Source organism: Ralstonia sp. PBBBR1 (assembly GCF_002256165.1).
Lineage (GTDB): Bacteria > Pseudomonadota > Gammaproteobacteria > Burkholderiales > Burkholderiaceae > Ralstonia > Ralstonia thomasii.
In genome coordinates this window covers 231183-253271 of the sequence record NZ_NKIL01000006.1, presented here as the reverse complement: position 1 = coordinate 253271, position 22089 = coordinate 231183, and the positions used below count along the sequence as shown (strand labels likewise).

Sequence of the window (22089 nt, the reverse complement as noted above, 5' to 3'; positions counted from 1 at the left end):
GTCATGCGACTGATCTACGTGGCCGATCCGATGCGTTCCTGGTGCTACGGCTTTGGCCCGCAGTTGGCTGACCTGCGCAAGCGGCTCGCCAAAACGCTGGGTGCGCCGGCGCCCGTTACCCTCATCACCGGCGGCCTGCGCCCCGGCCAGCGCGAACCAATGGCCGCAGACAAGCGCGACGAAATCCTCCACCACTGGCATGCAGTGGCCGAACGCAGCGGCATGCCCTTTGCCCAGTCGCCCGAGGTGGCGATGCGCCGCGACGGCTTCGTCTACGACACCGAACCCGCCTGCCGCGGCGTCGTCATGGCGCGCGAATACTGGGCTGAGGACGACGAGCGCGTGCTCGCCGTCTTTCACGCGATCCAGCACGCCTACTACGCCGAAGGCCGCGACACCACACAAGCCGATGTGCTGCGCGACGTTGCGCTCGCCAATGGCGTTGAGGCGGAACACTTCGATGCCGTGTTCGACACGGATGCGCTGCGAGAAGAAACGCGCGAAGACTTCCGACTCTCGCGCCGCTGGGGCATCACCGGCTTCCCCAGCCTGCTGGCCGAACAAGGCGGCACGCTGTACCAGATCGGGCGTGGCTATGCGCCATCGGTGGCGCTCTATGCGCGGGCGGTGGAAGTGCTGCAGCAGCATCCCGCCCCGGACGCCGGCTAACAGGTTTGCCCGTCGTCAAACTGCGGCGCGGTGTGCCTCGCTTAAGCTGATCGCCTCGCCCATCCAATTCTTCAGCCTGCCATGCCCGTGATCGAATGGTCGGAGGCGCTCCAACTCGGAGATGCCGCCACTGACGCCAACCACGTCGAGTTCTGTGCGTTGCTCAATGCCGTTGCAGATGCAACGGACGCCGAGTTCATTGGCGCGCTCGACGCCTTCATCGACCACACCGAGCACCACTTCGCTGAAGAAAACGCCTGGATGGACGCGGCCGACTTTCCCCCGCGCCACTGCCATCGCGGCGAGCACGACAACGTGCTGGCGCTGTGCCGCGAAGTGCACAAGCGCGCCGCCGCCGGCGACATGGACCTCGGCCGCAGGCTCGTGGCGGAGCTGCCCGCCTGGTTTGCCCAGCATGTCGACGTAATGGACCGCATGATGACGACGTATCTGGCACAAATGGGCAATTCGGAGCGCAATATCGAGCACGTTGGCTGAACACAGGTTGTCGACCGGCGGTCCGCTGCCTAGAGTCAGAGTGGCCCTGCCCGCAGGCCTTCGTTGCGCGGGCGTCCACTCCACTCTGGGAGCGCCCATGAAGACCGTCAACGATGCCTCGTTTCAATCCGATGTGATCGACGCCTCGCAACGCAACCCGGTGGTGGTGTGCTTTGCCGCGGAGTGGAGCCACCCGAGCCAGTCCGCCGTGGCCAGCCTCGAGCAGATGGAATCGAGCTACGCCGGACGTGCCACCTTCGTCACGATGGACTTCGACGAAAACCAGCACACCGCCGATCGATACGGCGTGTCGGTCATGCCAGGTTTTGTGGTCTTTGCCAACAGCCAGCCGCGAGATGGGTGGTCCGGCGTGTACGCCGACACCATTCGCGAGAAGCTGGATCAGGTGATCCCTCGATAAGGCAGCACGCCGTCACATACCGGCGATCGCGCGCAGCGCCGTTGACGCGGCCACCATTCCGAACACCGCCGTCACGCATACGGACGAACCGAACCCCGCGCACGCCAGGCCTTGCGGCCCCTGCGCAGGCTGCGGCGCGGGCGGCGCGTTGACCACGGCAATGTCACCCGCCGCCGCAAGGTCGTCGATGCCGGCGTGGCTCGACTCGACTGGTAACTCGACGGCGCACGCCTGCTGCTCGGGTTCGGGGTAGCGCAGCGGCTCGTCGGAGAACACCGCGTCAATACCGAAGCGCGACTTCGGGTTCTTCGAGAAGCCATGCTGGCGGCGCAGGTTGCCGCGCACCTTCGCCAGCAGCGGGTCTTGAATGGTGCGCGACAGGTCCGTCACGCGAATGCGCGTCGGGTCCAATTGCCCACCCGCGGCGCCGCACGTCACGACGCGTTTGCCGGTGCGTTTGCAGAACGCGATGATCGCCGTCTTCACCTTCACAGCGTCAATGGCGTCGATCACGTAGTCGAACGGGTGGCCGAGCAATGCCTCGACGTTTTCGACAGTCACGAAATCGTCGATGCGGCTGATTTCGGCGCGCGGATTGATCTGGAGAATGCGCTCTGCCATGGCGTCGACCTTGGCCATGCCATACGCGTCGCCCAGCGCGTGGATCTGGCGGTTGGTGTTGGACACGGCGATGTGATCGAGGTCGATCAGCGTGAACTTGCCGACACCGCAACGCGCCACCGCTTCAGCCACCCACGACCCCACCCCACCGATGCCGATGACGCACACATGCGCCGCCGCAAACCGCTCAAGCGCCTGCGGACCATACAGCCGGGCAACACCGCCAAACCGGCGTGCATATTCATCATCGAGGATGGGCGGGTGCGCGGGCGCGCTGATTGCTACGTGGCTCATGACACAATTGAATCGTGGTTGCGCCGAACTATATATCAACGCGCGCGGTCGCATTTTTGTGCCAATACCAACAAAAGGACGATGCGTACATCCGGCAAACTCGCCCTCGGAGTGGTCATCACACCCGTCGTCATCGTGGCAGCGGCGGTCTTCTTTGTGCTGACGTTCGACTGGAATCGCGCCAAGCCCTATCTGAATGACCGTATCTCGCAAGCCATCGGGCGTCCCTTCGCCATCAACGGCGATCTGATCCTCACGTGGAAGAAGCCTCAAGGCGAATCCGGCTGGCGTGCATATGTGCCTTGGCCGAGATTGATTGCCAACGACATCACCGTCGGCAATCCGGAGTGGGCCAAGCAGCCCAACGTAGCGACCATCCATCAACTCACGTTTGTGCTGGAGGCGCTGCCGCTGCTGGCGCATCGCATCGTCATCCCGAGCGTGACGCTCGACACGCCCGCCATTGCGCTGGAACGCGACAAGCAGCACCGCAACAACTGGACGTTCAATCTGGCGGGCAGCGAGGGCGACGACAAGAAGCCGTCGGATTGGAAACTGGACCTGCGCGAGATCGCATTCAGCAAAGGCTCGCTGGCGCTGGACGACGACATCAAGCGCATTCATCTGGCCGCGACCATCGACACCGTCGACAACCAGGCGCTGTACTCCGCTGCCAGCGGCGCGGCCATCAAGAGCGCGGACCAGCCCACCACGGCGCCAACCGCATCCGGGGCATCAGCATCCGAGAGTGCGGCACAGACGCCAGCGGCGCCAGACCCGCAGCAGCCTTACGGCATCGCATGGACGCTCAAGGGCACCTACAACAACGCCACCATCAACGGCACCGGTAAGGCCGGCGGCGTGCTGCGTCTGCAGGACGCGCAACGTCCTTACCCGCTACAGGCCGATGTGACAGTCGGCAAGACGCGCATTGACCTGGCAGGTACGCTCACCAACCCGGCCAGCCTGACGGCGCTCGATCTGCGTCTGCATCTGTCGGGCGCGAGCATGGCGCAGTTGTATCCGCTGACCGGTGTGGTGCTGCCCGATACGCCGCCGTTTGACACGCGCGGCCGCCTGATCGGCGAACTGCGCAGGCAAGGTTCGACGTGGCGCTATGAGAAATTCACAGGCCGCGTTGGCGGTTCCGATTTGGGCGGCACGCTCACCTATGCGATGCGCGAGCCCCGTCCGCAATTGACGGGCGAGTTGGTTTCGCATCAATTGCTGTTTGCCGACCTCGCGCCCATCATCGGCGCCGACTCCAACGCCAGCAAGGCCAAGCGGGCCGACCCGAGCGCCGACCCCGATGACAGCAAAACCGTGCGCCAGCCCACCGACAAAGTCCTGCCGGTCGAGCCGTTCCGCACTGATCGCTGGAACGCCATCGATGCCGACGTGAAATTCACCGGCGAGCGCATCATCCACACCGCAGATCTGCCAATCAATCATCTCGTTACGCATGTCAAGCTGCAGGACGCGGTGCTCACGCTCGACCCACTCAACTTCGGCGTTGCAGGTGGCACGCTTAGCTCCAACATCCAGCTCGACGGACGCGCCACGCCCATGCAGGCCCGCGCGGCGCTGGCGGCACGGCACTTCAAGATCAAGCAACTGTTCCCGAAGATCGAATCCGTGCGCGCCAGCGTGGGCGAGATCAATGGGGATGCTCGGCTCTCGGCGGCGGGGAACTCGGTGGCGGCGCTGCTCGGTTCGTCCAACGGCGAGGTGAAGATGCTCGTGGAGCAAGGCACCATCAGCAAGTTCATCCTGGAAGCCATGGGGCTGAACGTCGGCAACGTGATCCTGACCAAGCTCTTTGGCGACAAGCAGGTCACCATCAACTGCGCGGCCGGCGATTTTGCCGTCAGCAATGGCCTGGCGCAGGCGCGCACGTTTGTGGTGGATACGCAGGATGCCGTCATCGACGTGACCGGCGCGACGAGCTTCAAGCAGGAAGCGCTGGACTTCACCATTCACCCGGATTCGAAGGGTCTGCGCGTGTTTTCACTGCGCACGCCGCTGTATGTGAAGGGCACGTACAAGCATCCGGATGTGTCGGTCAACCCGGCCGTCGTGGCACTGCGTGCAGGCGGTGCGGTAGCACTGGCATTGACGGCGCCGGTGGCGGCGGTACTGCCGGTGCTCGAACTCAAGCCCGCGCCGGAGAGTGCCTGCGGCAAGCTGCTCGCCGATGTTCGCCAGCGCCCCACGGCGCCGCCACCCGGCCAGACGTATCACAGCAAGAAACCGGGGCGCACGCCGGAAGGCGAGTTGAAATCGACACAACCTGACGCGGGCAAGACGGCGGCGCCCCAGCGTCCTGCACCCCGCCCCGCCACACCCGCGTCGCGCGATCCGCTGACCACCGGCGGCTGACACGCCGCCGGCATGGTGGCGCTACTTGGCTGAGCGCCGTTTGGCGATGGCTTCCGCGGTCACAGCCGGCGTGGCGGGGTCGCCAAACTGGCGCGTGACGTAGTTGGTCAGCGCAGCCAGTTGTTCGTTCGATAGCTCGCGTCCAAATGCCGGCATGCCGATGTGCCGGTCGCCCGCCTTGCGCTCAATGCCGAACAGAATGACCTGCACAAGGTTGGTCGTATCGCGCGTGCCGACCGTGGAGTTGTGCAGCAGCGGCGGGTAGTAACCATCGGGCGTGCCGCGTCCATCGGCCTGGTGACACGTCGCGCAATTGCCGAGATACAGGCGCGCGGCGTCGATCGTGGTCTCGATGGGCTTGCCGCGCAGCGTCGTCACATCGGTGGCCGGCTTGCCCCAATCCTGCCGCGCGCGTTCGAGGTTGTTGCTCACCGCAGGCACCGTCCGTAGATATTCGGCGATGGCCTGGACGTCCTGCATCGTCATCTTCGAAAAACTATGCTGCACCGCTTCGCCCATCGGCCCTGCGGCCTGTGCCACGCCGGGCACGCTGCCGGTGCGCAGATATTGCACAAGCTGTTCGCGCTTCCATGCGCCGATGCCACTCGTGGGGTCCGAGGTGATGTTGAACGCCGTCCAGCCCGCGAGCGTCGAGCCCGCCAGATAGCCGCTGCCGCGCTCGTCCAGCGCCTTCTCCTGCATGGCGAAACCGCGCGGTGTATGGCACGTGCCGCAGTGCGCCAGGCCTTGCGTGAGGTACGCACCGCGATTCCACGTCGGCGACTTGTCACTCTTGGGGGTGTACGGCTCGCTCTTGAGGAAGAGAAGGTTCCAAAGCTTGAGCGGCCAGCGCATGTTCAGCGGCCATCGGATCGTGCTACGCGGCCGCCGGTTTTCCACCGCCGTCACGCCGTTGCGGAAGTACGCATAGAGATCGCGCATGTCCGCATCGTTGATCTTCGCGTACGACGGATACGGCATGGCCGGATACAGGTTGTTGCCGTCGTCATCCACGCCTTTTCGCACGGCGCGCTCGAATTCTTCGTAGGTCCATTTGCCGATGCCGGTTTTCTCATCGGGCGTGATGTTGCTGCTGTAAATGGTGCCCAGCATCGGAATCTGCATCGGCAAGCCGCCGGCAAAGGGCTTGCCGCCGGGCGCCGTATGGCAGGCCGCGCAGTCCGCCGCAATGGCGAGGTATTCGCCGCGTTTGATCTGCGCGGTGTCGGCCGGTGTGTCCTTCGCCCAGGCATTCGCCACCATGCCGGTCAGCAACAGCAGCGAGAAGGAAGCGATCGTTTTCATCTCACGCCTCCTTCTTCAGTTGATCGGCAATCCGCAGCGCCAGCGCCGCAATGGTCAGCGTCACGTTCACGGTGCCAACCGTCGGCATGGTGGAGCTGCTGCTGATGAACAGGTTCGGGTGGTCAAACGTCCGGCAATCCTTGTCGACCACGGAGTTTTTCGGATCGGCACCCATGATGGTTGCGCCGGTGATGTGGTTGTTGGGCGCGAAGTCGTCGTGGAACTCGACATTGGTACCGCCCATCACCTGTGCAGCAGTCGCGTAGACCTCGCGTGTATGCACGGCGCTGCGTTTGACGTAGTCGTCGATGTGGTACGTGATCTCCGGACGCGGAATGCCGATGGCGTCGACCTCACTTGCGCTCGGCACAATCCGGTTCTCGGGCAGCGGCAGGATCTCGTGAAAACTGTCGAACTGCACATAGCGCGCGGCCTGATCTCGGATGCGCGCATCCAGTTCGGCGGGCTTGATGAGCTTGCCCTCTTTGAAGATGCGCTGCGTCTCCTGCTCGATACGCGACATGTTCGACAGGTGAAGCTTCTTGCCGGCCTGCGTGGCGCGGAACGGCCCATCGCGAAAGCCGATCAGCGAGGTCATTTCCTGCGGCCCGCGCCCCGGCCACAATTTGCGGTCGGCATAGAAACTCACGCCGGTGCCAGGGTGATCCATCAGGTTGCGCCCCACCATGTCGGAGCTGTTGCCAACGCCCTTCGGAAAATCCTGGCTGGTCGACATCAGCATCAGCTTGGGCGTTTCGATGCCGTTGGCAGCCAGCACGAACCACTTGCCTTCCACGCGGTGCTCGGCGCCTTTCGAATCCTTGTACCGCGCCGCCACGATGCGCTTGTTGGGACCGACTTCGAGCTTGAAGACCACGGCGTTCTCGATCAGCCGTGCGCCGGCCTGCTCGGCTTTCTCCACATGCACGATGCCGTTGTACATCGCTCCGATCGGGCAGATCGGCATGCAGTTGTTGTTGCCGCAGCAGGTCGGGCGACCGTCGTACGGGCGACTGTTGCGCGCCACCGGCTCGGTGACCACGTGCAAGCTCGCGTCGTGCGCGTTGAGTGCATCCTTGATCGTGCGTTCACTGAATGACAGCGGAAGCGGCGCCATGGGATACGGCTGGCTGCGCGGCGAGCCGAGGTCTTCGTCGTTCGGGCCCCACACGCCCAGCGCCTCTTCGGCCCGGCCGTAATAGCGTTCAAGATCCTGATACTGGATCGGCCAGTCACGCGCGATGCCGTACACGCTGCGCAGCTTGAAATCATTCGGCAAAAAGCGCCACGTCGATGCGGCCCAGTGCCAGGTCGTGCCGCCCACCGCCCGGATGTACTGCGAGTTGAACTGATGCTCACCCTTGAGCACGAGGTAGTTGTTGGGCGGGCCATATTCCGGATGCGGTGCCCATGGCGTTGACGGATACGGCGCCATGAAATCCATCTTGTCGGCCTGGTTGCGGAAGCGCTCGACAATTTCCCAGCGCGGCAGGCGCGGCCCCGCTTCGAGCATCAGCACCGACTTCCCCGCGCGTGCCAGCTCGTACGCCACCAGCGCCCCGGCCACGCCGGAGCCCACCACCACGATATCGGCTTGTTGGGTATCGGCCATCAGGCTTGCCTCTCGACGGGGGGCTCGGCCCAGAAGCCAGGCTGATTAGGGCAATACGTGCGGATGACCAGCGTGTCGGAGACCACGCTGTACATCAGCGCCTGCTCGTACGTGACGACATTGCCGTCAACCACACCCAGGTACCACGCTTCCAGGATCTGCAGCGCGGTCTTCTGCTGTGCATCAGACAGGGAGCCCGCTGCCAACGCCTGCGCCAGCGGCCGCAATTGCGCAGCAAAGTCGGCGCCGGATTTCCCCAGCGCTGCCAGCAACCGCGTGCCGACGCCGCGATCCAGCGCGGGCCGTGCCGTCAGCGCCTGTGACAACGCCATGAATGCATCGAGCGATTCTGTCGGGGCCTGGGCAACCGCGCGCAGCACCTGCGAGCCCGCCAGCCCGGCGGCAGCCAATGCCAGCGTGCCCTGCAGCCACTGGCGGCGCGTCAGGCCGGCGGCGGTGTCGGGAGAATGGGAACGGGGGGCCATTTCGACATCCTGTTGAAATTTTTGTGGGGAACATGGCAGGCGCTGCCAGCCTGACGCCCTTGACTAGCCAATATAGGCGGCGCGGGACAGATCGCCAGCACCCCGCCCCACGCGCAAAGCGTGCCAGCCCTTGCGCGCGAGCAAAGAACGGCAGGCCGTGTTTGTCTATACTCGGCCCGTCCGCATGCCGCATTCGCCACGCTCATGACCTCCATTGCCGATATCCGCACCGATTACGCCCGCGCTTCGCTCGACATCGCCGACGTCGACGCCAGCCCCCTGCGCCAGTTCCGCCGCTGGTTCGACGAGGCCCTGAAAGCCGAGGTGGCTGAAGTCAACGCCATGACGCTCGCCACGGTGGACCCGCACGGCCAGCCCTCGGCCCGCATCGTCCTGCTCAAGAACCTGGACGAACGCGGCTTCACGTTCTTCACGAACTACGCCAGCCACAAGGGCGAGGAACTGGCCGCCAACCCCCGCGCTGCGCTGCTGTTCCACTGGATCGGGCTGGAGCGGCAGGTGCGCGTACAAGGCATCGTCGAAAAAGTGAGCGAAGCAGAGAGCGATGCCTATTACCACTCGCGGCCGCTGGGCTCGCGCCTGGGCGCCTGGGCGTCGGAGCAGAGCAGCGAAGTGCCCGACCGCGCCACGCTGGAAGCGCGCGAAGCCGAATACCGCCAGCGCTTTGGCGATGCCCCGCCGCGCCCGCCCCACTGGGGCGGCTACCGGCTGCTGCCCGAGCGGCTGGAATTCTGGCAAGGCCGCCCGTCGCGGCTGCACGATCGGCTGGAGTACCGCAAGCATGCCGACGGCAGCTGGACAATCGTCCGCCTCGCCCCGTAGCCTGACGACAGATGCGCAATACGTTATTGCGCATCGCGTCATGCCGGCACGGCGCTTGCTGCCGAAGGATCGGCCCGGCACGTCCCCGTAAGATCCGCACAGCACAATGGGAAAGTTTGTCGTAAGCTAATGTGATCCGTTCGGGCCGCAATCCGATGGCCGTCCCGAACACTTGCACATCAGGGAGGCGTCGACATGTTTTTCCAACAGGCGATTGACCGCAAACTTGAGCAGTGGATCCAGGACATCCGCGAGTCTGCCAATCTTCCCGTGCGCCTGCGGTTATGGAACGGTGATCAATACGAGCTGGGCCGCTTCGAGCAGCCCCGCGTCACGCTCACCGTGCGCGAAGCGAGCGCTCTGCCACTGCTGCTCTCCCCAACGCTGAACAACCTGGGCGAAGCGTACGTCCAGGAAAAGATCGACCTGGACGGCAAGCTGGCCGACATCATCAACGTGAGCTACAGCCTGGCTGCTGCGGCCGCGGTCAGCAGCGGCAATGCGCTGGCCCGCGTGGTGCGCCACTTCGCCCACACGAAGGAAGGCGACAAGGAATCGATCCAGTACCACTACGACGTTTCCAACGACTTCTACAAACTGTGGCTGGATCAGAACATGGTCTACTCCTGCGCCTACTTTGAGAACGGCGATGAAACGCTCGACGAGGCGCAACTCAAGAAAATCGACCACATCCTCACCAAGATCCGCTTGCAGCCCGGGCAGACGTTGCTCGATATCGGCTGCGGCTGGGGTGCGCTGGTGCTGCGTGCCGCCCAGAAGTACGGCGCGCGTTGCCTGGGCGTGACGCTGTCGCAAAACCAGTACGACCTCGCCACCGAACGCGTGCGGGCGGCCGGCTTGCAAGACCAGATCGAAATCCGCATCCAGGACTACCGCGACCTGACCGGCCAGTTTGATCGCATCACGAGCGTCGGCATGTTCGAGCACGTCGGTCGCAAGAATCTGCCCGGATATTTCCGCCGCATGCACGATCTCCTGGCTGATGGCGGCGTCGCCATGAACCACGGCATCACGTCTTCCGATACGGCCGGCGGCGAAAGCTCCATGGGCGGCGGCGATTTCATCGATCGCTATGTCTTTCCGCAGGGCGAACTGCCGCACATCTCGCTGGCGCTGAGCGCCGCGCAGGATGGCGGCCTGGAAGCGCTTGACGTTGAAAGCCTGCGCCGCCACTATGCGCGCACGCTCGAGCACTGGGCCGAGCGCTTCGAGGCCAACGGCGAAACCATCCGCGCAATGGTGGGCGAGAAGAAATACCGCATCTGGCGCGTCTACCTGGCCGGCTGCGCACACGCCTTCGACGCCGACGAAATCTCGATCTTCCAGACCGTGCTGCAGAAGGCCGGCAAGTCGGCGACGACGATCCCGTGGTCGCGCCGCTATATCTACGCGTAACCATTTGACCGACAGCTCCCCCATCGACGATCTGTTCGGCGCGCCACTCGCACGCAGCGACAACGCGACCGCCGAACCCGGCACATCCACTCCGAAACCCAAACGCTCGCCCGCCCGACAGGGTGTGCAGCCGGCCGTGGTTGCGCCCGATGTGGCTGCGCTCGCGCAGCGCTTGCCGCGCGATCTGCGCATCGGCACGTCGTCGTGGTCGTATCCGGGGTGGGACGGGCTGGTGTATGCGGGCGAGTACTCCGATTCGATGCTCGCACGCAAAGGCCTGGCGGCTTATGCCCAGCACCCGTTGCTGCGCACGGTCAGTATCGATCGCGGGTTCTATTCGCCAATCCCGCTGGCGGACTACGTCGCCTACGCGGCCAGCGTGCCGGAAGACTTCCGCTTTGCAGTCAAGGCAACCTCTGCCGTATGCGATGCATGGATTCGTGAATCGGACGGGCGCGGGCGCATGGCCAATCCTGCCTTCCTGAATGCTGAATTTGCGATCCGCGACTTTGTCGAGCCGGCCACCCGCGGGCTCGGGACGCGATGCGGGCCGCTCGTGTTTCAGCTTTCGCCGCTGGGCGCGCTGGCTGAAGATGCCACCGGCTTTGTGGAACGGCTTGCGGCGTTCCTGACCGCGCTGCCGCCACTCGATCCACAACGCAATCCCGATGCCGTCTACACGGTGGAATTGCGCGACGCTACGCTGCTCACGCCGCGCTTCATCAAGATGCTGCGCGCGGCGGGGGTGCGTTATTGCGTTGGCCTGCATGAACGGATGCCGGCTGTGGACCGGCAAGCCGCCGCCGTCGCATTGCTGGATGAGGGCGCGGGCGGCCCGCTCGTAGTGCGCTGGAACCTGAACAGCCGCTATCGCTACGCGCAAGCCGAAGCAGCGTACAAACCGTTCAACAAGCTCGTCGATGAAGACCCGTTCTCGCGCGAGACGCTGGCCGACATGGCGGTCGCCGCGCTGGCGGCTGGGCGCAAGGTGACGATCCTGGTCAGCAACAAGGCAGAAGGATCATCCCCGTTGTCGTGCATCAAGCTGGCCGAGGCCATTGCCGCGCGCCTGCCGGGGGACGCGGCGTAACCTCAGCGCCCTCTTCTAGCCCTGCAAACGGTGTGCGAACTGCTTGCGGAATTTCGCCACCTTGGGCGAGATGACGAACGCGCAGTAGCCCTGGGCCGGGTGGTCGCGGAAGTAGTTCTGATGCTCGTCCTCGGCGCGCCAGAAGGTCACCTTGCCGTCAGCGGCATCCACCAGTTCCGTCACGATGGGTGCGTCAAAGATGTCGCCGGCACCCAGCTCGGCAACGGCTGTACGTGCTGTCGCCAACTGCTCGGGCGTCTGCGCAAAGATGGCCGAGCGGTATTGCGGGCCAACGTCGTTGCCCTGGCGATCAACTGTGGTCGGGTCGTGAATGGCGAAGAAGATGTCGAGAATCTCGCGATATGGGATCACAGCCGGGTCGAACTTCACGGCCACCACTTCGGCATGACCAGTGTTGCCATTGCAAACGGCACGGTAACTCGGGCGATCGACATGGCCGCCGGCATAGCCGGACACCACGCTGTGCACGCCTTGCACCTGCTGGAACACCGCTTCAAGGCACCAGAAGCAGCCTCCACCCAGGACGGCGGTTTCAAGGGCGCGTTGTTCAGTCATTCGGATTCTCCTGCAATTGATTGGGCTGCCATTGGTCGGCCGAAGGCTTCAATCCTGACACAGGCACCACCATGTGGCCGCAGAATCACGCAAAGCCCTACCCGGGCGCGGCCTATCGGGCGTCCGTTACAATTGAGCATTACTTTCGGTAGTTTTCATGGACCAAAACGGAGCCATTCCCATGGATGCGCGCGACAGGGAATCTTCCGCGCGCGAGGCGTCGGCGCATCGACGCCCACATGGCCGCGCCACCCCGCCCGATTTCGATGCCGCGCATTTCCGGCATGCCCTGTCCCAGTTTGCCACTGGCGTGACGGTGGTCACCACGCGCTCGGAAGGCCGGCCAGGTACGCCGGCGTTCGTCGGGGTGACGGCCAGCTCGTTCAATTCGGTGTCGCTGGACCCGCCGCTGGTGCTGTGGAGCCTGGGCGTGCAGGCGAATTCATTTCCGCTGTTCCACGCCGGCTCGCACTACGTCATCAATGTTCTCGCAGCCGATCAACTGGCCCTGTGCAAGCGCTTCGCCACGCTCAAGGGCGACCGCTTTGCCAACATCGACTACCGCCTGAGCCCCACCGGCCTGCCGATCCTCGGACAATCCCTGGCCTGGTTCGAGTGCCATAACCGCAGCCGATATGACGAGGGTGACCACGTCATCTTCGTCGGTGAAGTCGAGCGCTGCGGCGTGATCGACGCGAATGGCGCACCACTGGTGTTCCATCGAGGCGCGTTCTCGTCGCTCACGCGCATCGGCGACTGACCTGCCAGCCATTCACGCGGGCGTGCCTGGTTTCTGCGGCGCGTCCGCGTCGATGCCCCAATCCCCGAATTCATACCAGTCGTCGCCGAGCAGCTCGGCGGGGTGCTGCGTGCGGCCCGAGCCGTTGCCGCAGCCCAGGGCGTCGGTGGAGCAATACTTGTCGCAGCCCCAGCAGATGCGCTCGGGGTGCACAGGATGCAGCGGAAACTTCTTGGCCATGGCCCGCTCCGGTCGACAACACAGGGCCACTATCCGCGCATGCTTTCAGTAGGGGATTGATTCTCGTCAGAAAGTCCGGCGCCACTTGCTACTTTGCTCTCCCGCCCTTGCCCGTCGCCTTGCCCTCGAGCGGGCGCACGCCCCGCGCTTCCATCAACAGCGCCAGACCGCCGTCGCGGTCCTTGATGGTGCGCAGGACGATATTCGAGCGGATGTCCATCACGCCGGGCGTCTTGTACAGCCGCTCGATGATGAACTCGGAGTAGTGCTGCAGGTTGGGCGCCTGCACGCGCAGGATGTAGTTGCAATCCCCGGTGATGATGTAGGCGGCCACGATCTCGGGCCAACTCTGCACGGCAGCCATGAAGGTCTCGTGCCAGCCCGTCACGTCCTGGCGCATCGACACCTGCACGATGGCTTCCAGTTCCAGCCCGAGTGCCGCCCGGCCCAATTGCGCCCGGTAACCCGTGATGGCGCCGCCCTCTTCCAGCATCCGCACACGCCGCAGGCAGGCCGACGGCGACAGCGCGACGCGTTCGGCCAGGTCCTGGTTGCTGATGCGGCCGTCTTCCTGCAAGACCTGGAGAATGCGCAGATCGGTGGTATCGAGTTGCATCTGTCGTTGTTCTTTGCGTGATTTCCTGTGTACGTTGCATTTTATGCGAATCCATCGAACTCACACGCACGATTATGCAAACCCATTGCGCGCGGATTTCCCTATCATTTCGACACGGATTCACCGATTTTCTTGCCCTGGAGCCGCCTTGGAACGCACTTTGTGGGACATCACCCCCGCCCTTTCGCCCACCACGCCCACGTGGCCCGGCGACACGCCGTTTTCGCAGGAAATTGCGTGGAAGCTCGAAGGTGACTGCCCGGTCAATGTCGGACGCATTACGCTCTCGCCGCACACGGGTGCCCATGCCGATGCGCCGCTCCACTACCGCGCGGACGGCGCTGCCATCGGCCAGGTGCCGCTGGACGCCTACCTGGGCCTGTGCCGCGTTATCCACTGCGTAGGTGTAGCGCGCGTCGAGCCGGAACACGTGCGCGACGCATTGACCAACGCACCGCCGCGCGTGCTGCTGCGCACGTACGCGCATATGCCGCAGACCGCGTGGGACAAAGACTTTGCCGCCGTTGCGCCCGAGACCATCGCGCTGCTGGCCACGCACGGTGTCAAGCTCATCGGCGTCGACACCGCCTCGCTCGATCCGCAGACCTCCAAGACCATGGACGCGCACCACGCCGTCGGCAAACACGGCCTCGCGATCCTCGAAGGGCTGCTGCTCGACGACGTGCCCGCCGGTGACTACGAACTGATCGCCCTGCCACTCAAGTTCGCCACCCTCGATGCCAGCCCGGTTCGCGCCGTGCTGCGCAGCCTGCCCTGATCGATACAACGACAGAACACAAACCGCTTTTTCGCTCCCGTAATCACATGACCATCACCCGCAACTCCTGCCTCGAACGCGACGCGGCCGATCCGATCGCCACGCTGCGCGACGCCTTTGCGCTGCCCGACGGCGTGATTTATCTCGACGGCAACTCGCTGGGCGCCCGCCCGAAAACTGCGCGTGCCCGCGCGCAGGAAGTCGTCGCCAACGAATGGGGCGACGGCCTCATCCGCAGTTGGAACCAGGCAGGCTGGTTTGAACTGCCGCGCCGCCTGGGCAACAAGCTGGCGCCGCTGATTGGTGCGCGTGAAGATGAAGTCGTCGTCACCGACACCACATCGATCAACCTGTTCAAGGTGCTGGCCGCCGCGATTCGCGTGCAGCGCGAAGACGCGCCCGCCCGCAAGATCATCGTGTCGGAAACGCACAATTTTCCGACCGACCTGTACATCGCTGAAGGACTGGCCGACCTGCTGCGCGACGGCTACAAACTGCGCCTGATCGACTCGCCGGAAGAACTGGAAGGCGCGCTGGGCGACGACGTCGCCGTCACCATGCTGACGCATGTGAACTACAAGAGCGGCCACATGTACGACATGGCGGCCGTCTCGGCGCTGGCGCACAAGCACGGCGCGCTGGCCATCTGGGATCTGGCGCATTCGGCGGGCGCTGTGCCCGTTGACCTGCACGCAGGCGGCGCGGATTACGCCATCGGCTGTACCTACAAATACCTCAACGGCGGCCCCGGCTCGCCAGCCTTCGTGTGGGTGGCACCGGCGTTGCGCGAGCGCTTCTGGCAGCCGCTATCGGGCTGGTGGGGCCACGCGCGGCCGTTCGCGATGGAGTCGCGCTACGACGCCGATGCCGGCATCGGGCGCTTCCTGTGCGGCACACAACCGATCACGTCGATGGCGATGGTGGAATGCGGGCTCGACATCTTCGCGCAGACGTCGATGGCCGCCCTGCGCGCCAAGTCGCTGGCGCTCACCGACCTCTTCATCACGCTGGTGGAAACGCGCTGCGCAGGCTTTCCGCTCACCCTCGTCACGCCGCGTAACCACGCCATTCGCGGCAGCCATGTCAGCTACGAACACCCCAACGGCTATGCCGTGGTGCAGGCACTGATCGCGCGCGGCGTGATCGGCGACTACCGCGAGCCGCGCATCATGCGCTTCGGTTTCACGCCGCTCTACACGAGCTATGCCGATGTGTGGGATGCCGTGGAAATTCTGCGCGATGTACTGGAAACCGGCGCATGGCAATCGGCCCAATTCAACGAACGTACGCTGGTGACCTGAGATGTCGAACCCCAATCAACCCGCAGCATCGGGCTGCCCCATGCATGCCGCCCAGGGCGAGGGCTGGCACGACGCACAGCTCGATTTCTCAAAGTCGATGAGCTATGGCGACTACCTCGCGCTCGACCAGATCCTGAACGCGCAGCACCCGCGCTCGCCGGATCACAACGAGATGCTCTTCATCGTTCAGCATCAGACCACCGAGCTGTGGATGAAGCTGATGCTGCACGAGTTGCGCGCCGCGCGGGATTGCGTGCGCAATGACAACCTGCCGCCTGCGTTCAAGATGCTGGCGCGCGTGTCGCGCATCATGGATCAGCTGGTGCAGGCGTGGAACGTGCTCGCCACGATGACGCCGCCGGAGTACTCGGCCATGCGTCCGCACCTCGGGCAATCGTCAGGCTTTCAGTCGTATCAGTACCGCGAGATCGAGTTCATCCTCGGCAACAAGAACGCGGCGATGCTCAAGCCGCACGCGCATCGCACCGAGCATTACGAACAGGTCAAGGCTGCGTTGGAAACGCCGTCGCTGTACGACGAGGCGGTGCGTTACATGGCGCGTCACGGCTTTGCATTCGACGCAGATTGCATCGAGCGTGACTGGTCGCGTCCCGTGACTTACAACGCCTCGGTGGAAGCGGCGTGGCTGGAGGTCTATCGAGACCCGACGCACCACTGGGAGCTGTACGAGCTGGCTGAGAAGTTCGTCGATCTGGAAGATGCGTTCCGGCAATGGCGCTTCCGGCATGTGACCACGGTCGAGCGCGTGATTGGCTTCAAGCGTGGCACGGGCGGCACCGAGGGCGTCGGTTACCTGCGGAAGATGCTGGATGTGGTGTTGTTTCCGGAGCTTTGGAAGTTGCGGACTGATCTTTGATCTACCCGACTCAGGCGGGCTCGGCGACTTGGCCGAGCCTTGCCGCGAACTCTCGCAGCGCGGGGGCCAGTTCGTCGCGGATGCGCTCTGCATCGGCGGCCGTGTATGGCGCACTACAACTCACGACATACGGCTCGCGCTGGCTTGGCGCGAAGAACGCGACTGCGCATGCGTGGATGGCGGGATGCCAGTCGCGCAGCGATACGGCGTAACCATTGCGTACGCCGGCTTTCACTGCATCGTCTGCGGCGGCACCTTCTGCCGCCCATTGCGCGGGCTGCTGCGTGCGCAATGCTTCGTACAGGCGCTCACGCCGCGCTGCCGGCAACGAAGCCAGATACGCCCGACCCATCGAACTCGACAGCAGCGACAGCCGCGAGCCCACGCCCAGCCCGGACGACCCGCTCATCGACGGGCTGTCGTGGCGGATCGTCTCCAGATACACCATGTCCAGCCGATCGCGCTTGCCCAGCGAGATCGATACCCCATAGCGCTGCGCAAATGCGCTCATATGCGGCCGAGCGAGCTGGATCACGTCGCTTGATGCAAGGTAAGCAAACCCTAGCGCGAGCACGCCAGCATCCAGCCCATATTTGCCCAGCGCATCGTCGTAACGCAGGTAGCCAAGCGATACCAGCGTGCCCGCCAGCCGGCTGACCGTGGCCTTGGGAAAGCCCGTGCGCCGGACGAATTCCTGGTTGCCGAGCAACGTGTCGCCAGGGCGGAATGCGCGCAGCAGTTCCAGCCCGCGCGCGAGCGCCGTGACGAAATTCGGGTCGCTCGACTCGGCGGGCGCGGTGTCAAATTCGGGATCGGGGAGACGGGTCGTGCTCATGGCAAAAAAGCCCTGGAAATCGTCGGCGGTTGCGCTATGATAGCCCTAAATTTCGAAACTGTGTTCCGCATATCGGAACAACAACGACTCGGAGACGACTGCCGTGACCGCTCGCAACGCCTTCAATTGGGCCGACCCCCTGCTGCTCGACCAACAACTGACCGACGACGAGCGCATGGTGCGCGACGCCGCCGCGTCGTACTGCCAGGACAAGCTGATGCCGCGCGTACTGGAGTCGTTCCGGCATGAGAAGACCGACGCATCGATCTTTCGTGAGATGGGCGAGCTGGGCCTGCTGGGTCCGACAATTCCCGAGCAGTACGGCGGCCCGGGCCTGAACTACGTCAGCTACGGCCTGATCGCGCGTGAAGTCGAACGGGTGGATTCGGGCTATCGCTCTATGATGAGCGTGCAGTCGTCGCTCGTGATGGTGCCGATCTACGAATTCGGCAGCGAGGCGCAAAAGCAGAAGTACCTGCCGAAGCTCGCGACCGGCGAGTGGATCGGCTGCTTTGGCCTGACCGAGCCGAACCACGGTTCCGACCCGGCCTCGATGATCACGCGCGCCAGGAAGGTCGACGGCGGCTACTCGCTGTCGGGCGCCAAGATGTGGATCACCAACTCGCCCATCGCCGATGTGTTTGTCGTGTGGGCCAAGCTGCCGAACGACAACGGCGAGGACGAAATCCGCGGCTTCATCCTGGAGAAAGGATGGAAGGGTCTGACGGCGCCTGCCATCCACGGCAAGGTTGGCCTGCGTACGTCGATCACCGGTGAAATCGTGCTGGACGAAGTGTTCGTGCCGGAAGAGAACTTGATGCCGGGCGTGCGCGGCCTGAAGGGTCCGTTCACGTGCCTGAACTCGGCACGCTACGGCATCGCGTGGGGCGCACTGGGCGCAGCAGAAGCCTGCTGGCACATCGCACGCCAGTACGTACTGGATCGCAAGCAGTTCGGCCGCCCACTCGCCGCCAACCAACTCGTGCAGAAAAAACTGGCCGACATGCAGACCGAAATCACGCTTGGCCTGCAAGGTTGCCTGCGCCTGGGCCGCATGAAGGACGAAGGCACGGCCGCGGTCGAAATCACCTCGATCATGAAGCGCAACTCATGCGGCAAGTCGCTCGACATCGCCCGTGTGGCACGCGACATGCTGGGCGGCAACGGCATCTCGGATGAGTTTGGCGTGATCCGCCACGTGGTGAACCTGGAAGTGGTGAACACGTACGAAGGCACGCACGATATCCACGCGCTGATCCTCGGCCGCGCACAGACCGGCATTCAGGCTTTCTTCTGATTGCGCTTTGCTTTTTCGGCGAGTTGCAGCACACTCGTGCACAACTCGCCACACGCCTTGCCGCATCTCTCGCCCGTCCTGGGCACCGCTGTTCTCCTTCCCTCGCGATATACCAATTTGCAAATGACCGGGATACGCCACGCCGCATGAATCGGCGGTAGCGCGCGTCTATGCTTCGGTCCAAGTGTCGGCGGATTGTTGGGCCGCACGCCCCTCACACCGATAGAACGAGCGCGCGATCCACACGCAGATTGCAGCGCCACGCGACAAAACCAATCGCGAGACAACGGTCTGGAGAATGCCGGCGCGCGTACGCAGGCACCCGTACCGATATCAAAACCAGAACAGGGCACCTTACGCGGACGACCCAGATCGGCCGGCGCGGAGTCCTGCCAGGAGACAAACCCACCATGGCTGAACAGTCCATTCCGTCGTCGACGGAACTTGGCGCCGCTGGCATCGCCGACGCGCGTGCCATTGATCGCTATTTCCAGATTTCTGCACGCGGCAGCACGCAAAAGCGCGAGGTCGTGGCTGGCATCACCACCTTCATGGCAATGGTCTACGCCGTGTTTGTCGTGCCGGGCATGCTGGGCAAGGCCGGCTTTGATACCAGCGCTGTGTTCGTCGCGGTGTGTCTGACCACCGCCTTCGGCTCGCTGCTCATGGGCTTGTGGGCCAAGCTGCCGATCGCCATCGGCTGCGCGATTTCGCTGACCGCGTTCATGGCCTTTGGCCTGGTGCTCGGGCAAAAGCTCACGCCAGAGATCGCACTCGGCGCCGTGTTCCTGATGGGTGTGGTCTTCACCGCCATCTCGGCCACGGGCGTGCGGTCCTGGATCCTGCGCAATCTGCCTTCGGGCGTGGCGCACGGCACGGGCATCGGCATCGGGCTGTTCCTGCTGCTCATCGCGTCCAACGACGTGGGGCTGGTCGTCAAGAACGCCGGTGCGGGCCTGCCCGTTGCACTGGGCCACGTCACTGCCTTCCCGGTGATGATGTCGGTGCTGGGGCTGGCCGCCATCTTCGGCATGGAGCGTCGTCGCGTGCCGGGCGGCATCCTGATCGTGATCATTGCCATCTCGGTCCTGGGACTGATCTTTGACCCGGCCGTGAAGTTCACCGGCGTGTTCGCCGTGCCCTCGCTCGCCGCTGCAGGGCATGCCTCGCTGATCGGCACAATGGATATTCGCGGCGCACTTACGGCCGCCGTGCTGCCCAGCGTGCTGGCACTGGTGATGACCGCCGTGTTCGATGCCACCGGCACGATCCGCGCGGTTGCCGGCCAGGCCGGACTGCTCAACGACAAGGGCCATATCATCAACGGTGGCCGCGCCCTCACGGCCGATTCGATCAGCTCGATCTTCTCGGCGTTCTTCGGCGGGGCTCCGGCGGCGGCTTACATCGAGTCGACGGTCGGCGTAGCAGCGGGCGGCAAGACTGGCCTGACGGCTGTGGTGGTCGGCGTGATGTTCCTGGCGGTGATGTTCTTTTCGCCGCTGGCCGGCCTGGTGCCGTCGTACGCAACGGCCCCAGCGCTGATGTATGTCGGCCTGCTGATGCTCTCCAGCGTGAGCAAGCTGCACATGGACGACATGGTTGACGCACTGTCGGGCCTGGTCTGCGCCGTGTTCATCGTGCTGACCTGCAACATCGTCACCGGCATCATGCTCGGTTTCAGCACGCTGGTGATTGGCCGCCTGGTGGCCGGCGAATGGCGCAAGCTGAACATCGGCACCGTGGCGATTGCGGCTGCGCTGGTAGCGTTCTACGTAGGCGGCTGGGCGATCTGATCGCACACGGAACCGTCTTCACAAAAGACAAACCGGCCAGACCCGAAAGGGCTGGCCGGTTTTTGTTTTGCCTAGGATTCTGAGCCGGCTCCAACGCAAAAAACGCCCGGCACAAGGCCGGGCGGCAATCACACTACCAAGGAGACGGTTACTTATTGGGCTGCGGCGTCAGGCGCAGATACGGACGCAACGCCTTGTAGCCCTTCGGAAATTTCTGCTTGATGACTTCCTCATCCTTCAGCGAGGGCACGATGACCACGTCATCGCCGTCCTGCCAGTTACCCGGCGTGGCCACGCTGTGGTACTCGGTCAACTGCAGCGAGTCGATCACGCGCAGGACTTCATTGAAATTACGCCCCGTCGATGCCGGATACGTAATCGTCAGGCGAATCTTCTTGTTCGGATCGATCACGAACAACGAACGCACGGTGAACGTCTCGCTCGCATTCGGATGAATCATGTCGTACAGCTGCGAGACCTTGCGATCGGGGTCGGCAATGATCGGGAAGTTGACGCTGGTGTTCTGCGTCTCGTTGATATCGTTGATCCAGCCCTTGTGCGACTCAACCGAGTCGACCGACAGCGCAATCGCCTTGACATTGCGCTTGGCAAATTCGTCCTTCAGCTTGGCGGTCAGGCCCAGTTCGGTGGTGCAGACCGGCGTGTAATCGGCCGGGTGCGAAAAAAGCACGCCCCAGCTATTGCCCAGCCACTCATGAAACTTGATGCGGCCTTCACTGGAATCCTGCTCGAAATCAGGGGCGATATCGCCCAAACGTAGAGACATCGTGTCCTCCATGCACAGATTGGGAACCACTATAGCCAGATTGCCATCCAACCAAAACGACTATAAATTCACAACAACATCACTTTTCGTCATTAGGCGCGGCATTTGCTGACAACAGGGTGGAAGGCGTACGCACATTGCCGGACAATGACCGAAGCCTTGATCCATCGCAGTGCGCGCAACGCGAGCGCTTGAAGTTTCGCGGCGCCCACACATATGCTAGCGAATAAGCGCGTCGACATATTGACGATTGAACTACCCCCCGTCACCGAGGACCCGACCATGACGAACACTTCCCCCAACCTGGCCGATTCCGTCAATAAGGAGAAACTGATGACCGACGTGAAGACTGTACTGTCCGACGCTGAAACCCTGCTCAAACAAGCTGCGTCCACCAGCGGCGAAAAGGCCGCCGAGTTGCGCGAGCGCGGCATGGGCATGCTCCGCCAAGCCAAGGAAAAGGCGCAGGACCTGCAAGACGCGGTCGTCCACAAGAGCAAGGCTGCCGCACGCGCCACCGACGACTACGTCCACGACCACCCGTGGCAAGCCGTGGGCGTGGCGGCCGGCGTGGGCCTGCTGATCGGCCTGCTGCTCAACCGCAAGTAACCCGCGGC

General features: G+C 63.8%; 22 protein-coding genes and 1 pseudogene. 14 read left to right on the top strand and 9 right to left on the bottom strand.

What is annotated here, in order from left to right; all coding sequences use genetic code 11:
- Positions 1-3 precede the first annotated feature (3 nt).
- The 3 genes from CFE42_RS12365 to CFE42_RS12355 all read left to right on the top strand — a co-directional run bounded on the left by CFE42_RS12365 (position 4) and on the right by CFE42_RS12355 (position 1588).
- Positions 4-669 carry a DsbA family protein gene (locus CFE42_RS12365; protein WP_004629436.1) on the top strand — a complete coding sequence of 222 codons (666 nt, stop codon included), beginning with the start codon at positions 4-6 and terminating at the stop codon, positions 667-669.
- Between the two features lie 81 nt (positions 670-750).
- Positions 751-1167, top strand: coding sequence for a bacteriohemerythrin (locus tag CFE42_RS12360; RefSeq protein WP_004629438.1), 417 nt, complete (start codon positions 751-753; stop codon positions 1165-1167).
- Between the two features lie 97 nt (positions 1168-1264).
- Positions 1265-1588, top strand: coding sequence for a thioredoxin domain-containing protein (locus CFE42_RS12355; protein WP_004629440.1), 324 nt, complete (start codon positions 1265-1267; stop codon positions 1586-1588).
- A 12-nt stretch (positions 1589-1600) separates the two neighbouring features.
- Here the strand turns inward: CFE42_RS12355 and tcdA are convergent, their stop codons facing one another.
- Positions 1601-2503 (bottom strand): tRNA cyclic N6-threonylcarbamoyladenosine(37) synthase TcdA, encoded by a 903-nt coding sequence (tcdA, locus tag CFE42_RS12350; RefSeq protein ID WP_004629442.1) that lies wholly within the window; start codon positions 2501-2503, stop codon positions 1601-1603.
- An 81-nt stretch (positions 2504-2584) separates the two neighbouring features.
- On the opposite strand from tcdA, the gene CFE42_RS12345 reads away from it, so the two are divergent.
- Positions 2585-4882 carry an AsmA family protein gene (locus tag CFE42_RS12345; protein WP_004629444.1) on the top strand — a complete coding sequence of 766 codons (2298 nt, stop codon included), beginning with the start codon at positions 2585-2587 and terminating at the stop codon, positions 4880-4882.
- 21 nt (positions 4883-4903) lie between these two features.
- Here the strand turns inward: CFE42_RS12345 and CFE42_RS12340 are convergent, their stop codons facing one another.
- From CFE42_RS12340 to CFE42_RS12330, 3 genes are read right to left on the bottom strand one after another with little or no spacing between them, the layout of a single operon-like run.
- Entirely contained in the window at positions 4904-6145 is a 1242-nt protein-coding gene (locus CFE42_RS12340; protein ID WP_238563746.1) for a cytochrome c, read from the bottom strand.
- Positions 6146-6188: 43 nt separating this feature from the next.
- Positions 6189-7799 carry a GMC family oxidoreductase gene (locus tag CFE42_RS12335; RefSeq protein ID WP_004629448.1) on the bottom strand — a complete coding sequence of 537 codons (1611 nt, stop codon included), beginning with the start codon at positions 7797-7799 and terminating at the stop codon, positions 6189-6191.
- Positions 7799-8284, bottom strand: coding sequence for a sugar dehydrogenase complex small subunit (locus tag CFE42_RS12330; protein ID WP_004629450.1), 486 nt, complete (start codon positions 8282-8284; stop codon positions 7799-7801). Before CFE42_RS12330 ends, CFE42_RS12335 begins: the two co-directional genes overlap by 1 nt.
- 204 nt (positions 8285-8488) lie before the next feature.
- Here CFE42_RS12330 and pdxH point away from each other — a divergent pair, with 204 nt between their 5' ends.
- The 3 genes from pdxH (at position 8489) to CFE42_RS12315 (ending at position 11633) form a co-directional block, all read left to right on the top strand.
- The gene (gene pdxH / locus CFE42_RS12325) at positions 8489-9127 is read left to right on the top strand and encodes a pyridoxamine 5'-phosphate oxidase (protein WP_004629452.1); all 639 of its coding nucleotides are present in this window, start codon (positions 8489-8491) and stop codon (positions 9125-9127) included.
- Positions 9128-9322: 195 nt separating this feature from the next.
- A complete protein-coding gene (locus CFE42_RS12320; protein ID WP_004629453.1) occupies positions 9323-10543 on the top strand; it encodes a cyclopropane-fatty-acyl-phospholipid synthase family protein in 1221 nt (406 codons plus the stop codon).
- A gap of 4 nt (positions 10544-10547) precedes the next feature.
- A complete protein-coding gene (locus tag CFE42_RS12315; protein ID WP_004629455.1) occupies positions 10548-11633 on the top strand; it encodes a DUF72 domain-containing protein in 1086 nt (361 codons plus the stop codon).
- Between the two features lie 15 nt (positions 11634-11648).
- Here CFE42_RS12315 and msrA read toward each other — a convergent pair whose 3' ends face one another.
- Entirely contained in the window at positions 11649-12209 is a 561-nt protein-coding gene (msrA, locus tag CFE42_RS12310) for a peptide-methionine (S)-S-oxide reductase MsrA (protein ID WP_004629456.1), read from the bottom strand.
- Positions 12210-12390: 181 nt separating this feature from the next.
- Between msrA and CFE42_RS12305 the strand changes: the two genes are divergently transcribed.
- Positions 12391-12969 (top strand): flavin reductase family protein, encoded by a 579-nt coding sequence (locus tag CFE42_RS12305; RefSeq protein ID WP_004629458.1) that lies wholly within the window; start codon positions 12391-12393, stop codon positions 12967-12969.
- A 12-nt stretch (positions 12970-12981) separates the two neighbouring features.
- Here CFE42_RS12305 and CFE42_RS12300 read toward each other — a convergent pair whose 3' ends face one another.
- Complete coding sequence (locus CFE42_RS12300) at positions 12982-13188, bottom strand: DUF3079 domain-containing protein (protein WP_004629461.1); 207 nt, start codon at positions 13186-13188, stop codon at positions 12982-12984.
- Positions 13189-13276: 88 nt separating this feature from the next.
- Positions 13277-13804: an Lrp/AsnC family transcriptional regulator gene (locus CFE42_RS12295; RefSeq protein ID WP_004629463.1), complete on the bottom strand. Its 528-nt coding sequence runs from the start codon at positions 13802-13804 to the stop codon at positions 13277-13279.
- 148 nt (positions 13805-13952) lie between these two features.
- Between CFE42_RS12295 and kynB the strand changes: the two genes are divergently transcribed.
- Genes kynB through kynA form a run of 3 tightly spaced genes read left to right on the top strand, consistent with a single transcriptional unit; the run spans position 13953 to position 16760 of the window.
- The gene (kynB, locus tag CFE42_RS12290; RefSeq protein WP_004629465.1) at positions 13953-14582 is read left to right on the top strand and encodes an arylformamidase; all 630 of its coding nucleotides are present in this window, start codon (positions 13953-13955) and stop codon (positions 14580-14582) included.
- Positions 14583-14629: 47 nt separating this feature from the next.
- Positions 14630-15883, top strand: a complete 1254-nt coding sequence (gene kynU / locus CFE42_RS12285; protein ID WP_004629467.1) for a kynureninase — start codon at positions 14630-14632, stop codon at positions 15881-15883.
- Between the two features lies 1 nt (position 15884).
- Positions 15885-16760, top strand: coding sequence for a tryptophan 2,3-dioxygenase (gene kynA, locus CFE42_RS12280; RefSeq protein ID WP_012761495.1), 876 nt, complete (start codon positions 15885-15887; stop codon positions 16758-16760).
- 10 nt (positions 16761-16770) lie between these two features.
- Here kynA and CFE42_RS12275 read toward each other — a convergent pair whose 3' ends face one another.
- Positions 16771-17595, bottom strand: coding sequence for an IclR family transcriptional regulator (locus tag CFE42_RS12275; RefSeq protein ID WP_004629471.1), 825 nt, complete (start codon positions 17593-17595; stop codon positions 16771-16773).
- 103 nt (positions 17596-17698) lie between these two features.
- Between CFE42_RS12275 and CFE42_RS12270 the strand changes: the two genes are divergently transcribed.
- Together CFE42_RS12270 and CFE42_RS12265 are read left to right on the top strand one after the other, a co-directional pair.
- On the top strand, positions 17699-18892 hold the full coding sequence (locus tag CFE42_RS12270; RefSeq protein ID WP_004629473.1) for an acyl-CoA dehydrogenase: 1194 nt from the start codon (positions 17699-17701) through the stop codon (positions 18890-18892).
- A gap of 473 nt (positions 18893-19365) precedes the next feature.
- Positions 19366-20685 (top strand): annotated as a pseudogene (locus CFE42_RS12265) (NCS2 family permease); the annotation flags it as partial.
- 148 nt (positions 20686-20833) lie between these two features.
- On the opposite strand, the gene CFE42_RS12260 reads toward CFE42_RS12265, so the two are convergent.
- On the bottom strand, positions 20834-21472 hold the full coding sequence (locus CFE42_RS12260) for a peroxiredoxin (RefSeq protein ID WP_004629475.1): 639 nt from the start codon (positions 21470-21472) through the stop codon (positions 20834-20836).
- 282 nt (positions 21473-21754) lie between these two features.
- On the opposite strand from CFE42_RS12260, the gene CFE42_RS12255 reads away from it, so the two are divergent.
- Positions 21755-22081: a DUF883 family protein gene (locus CFE42_RS12255; RefSeq protein WP_004629476.1), complete on the top strand. Its 327-nt coding sequence runs from the start codon at positions 21755-21757 to the stop codon at positions 22079-22081.
- Positions 22082-22089 lie beyond the last annotated feature (8 nt).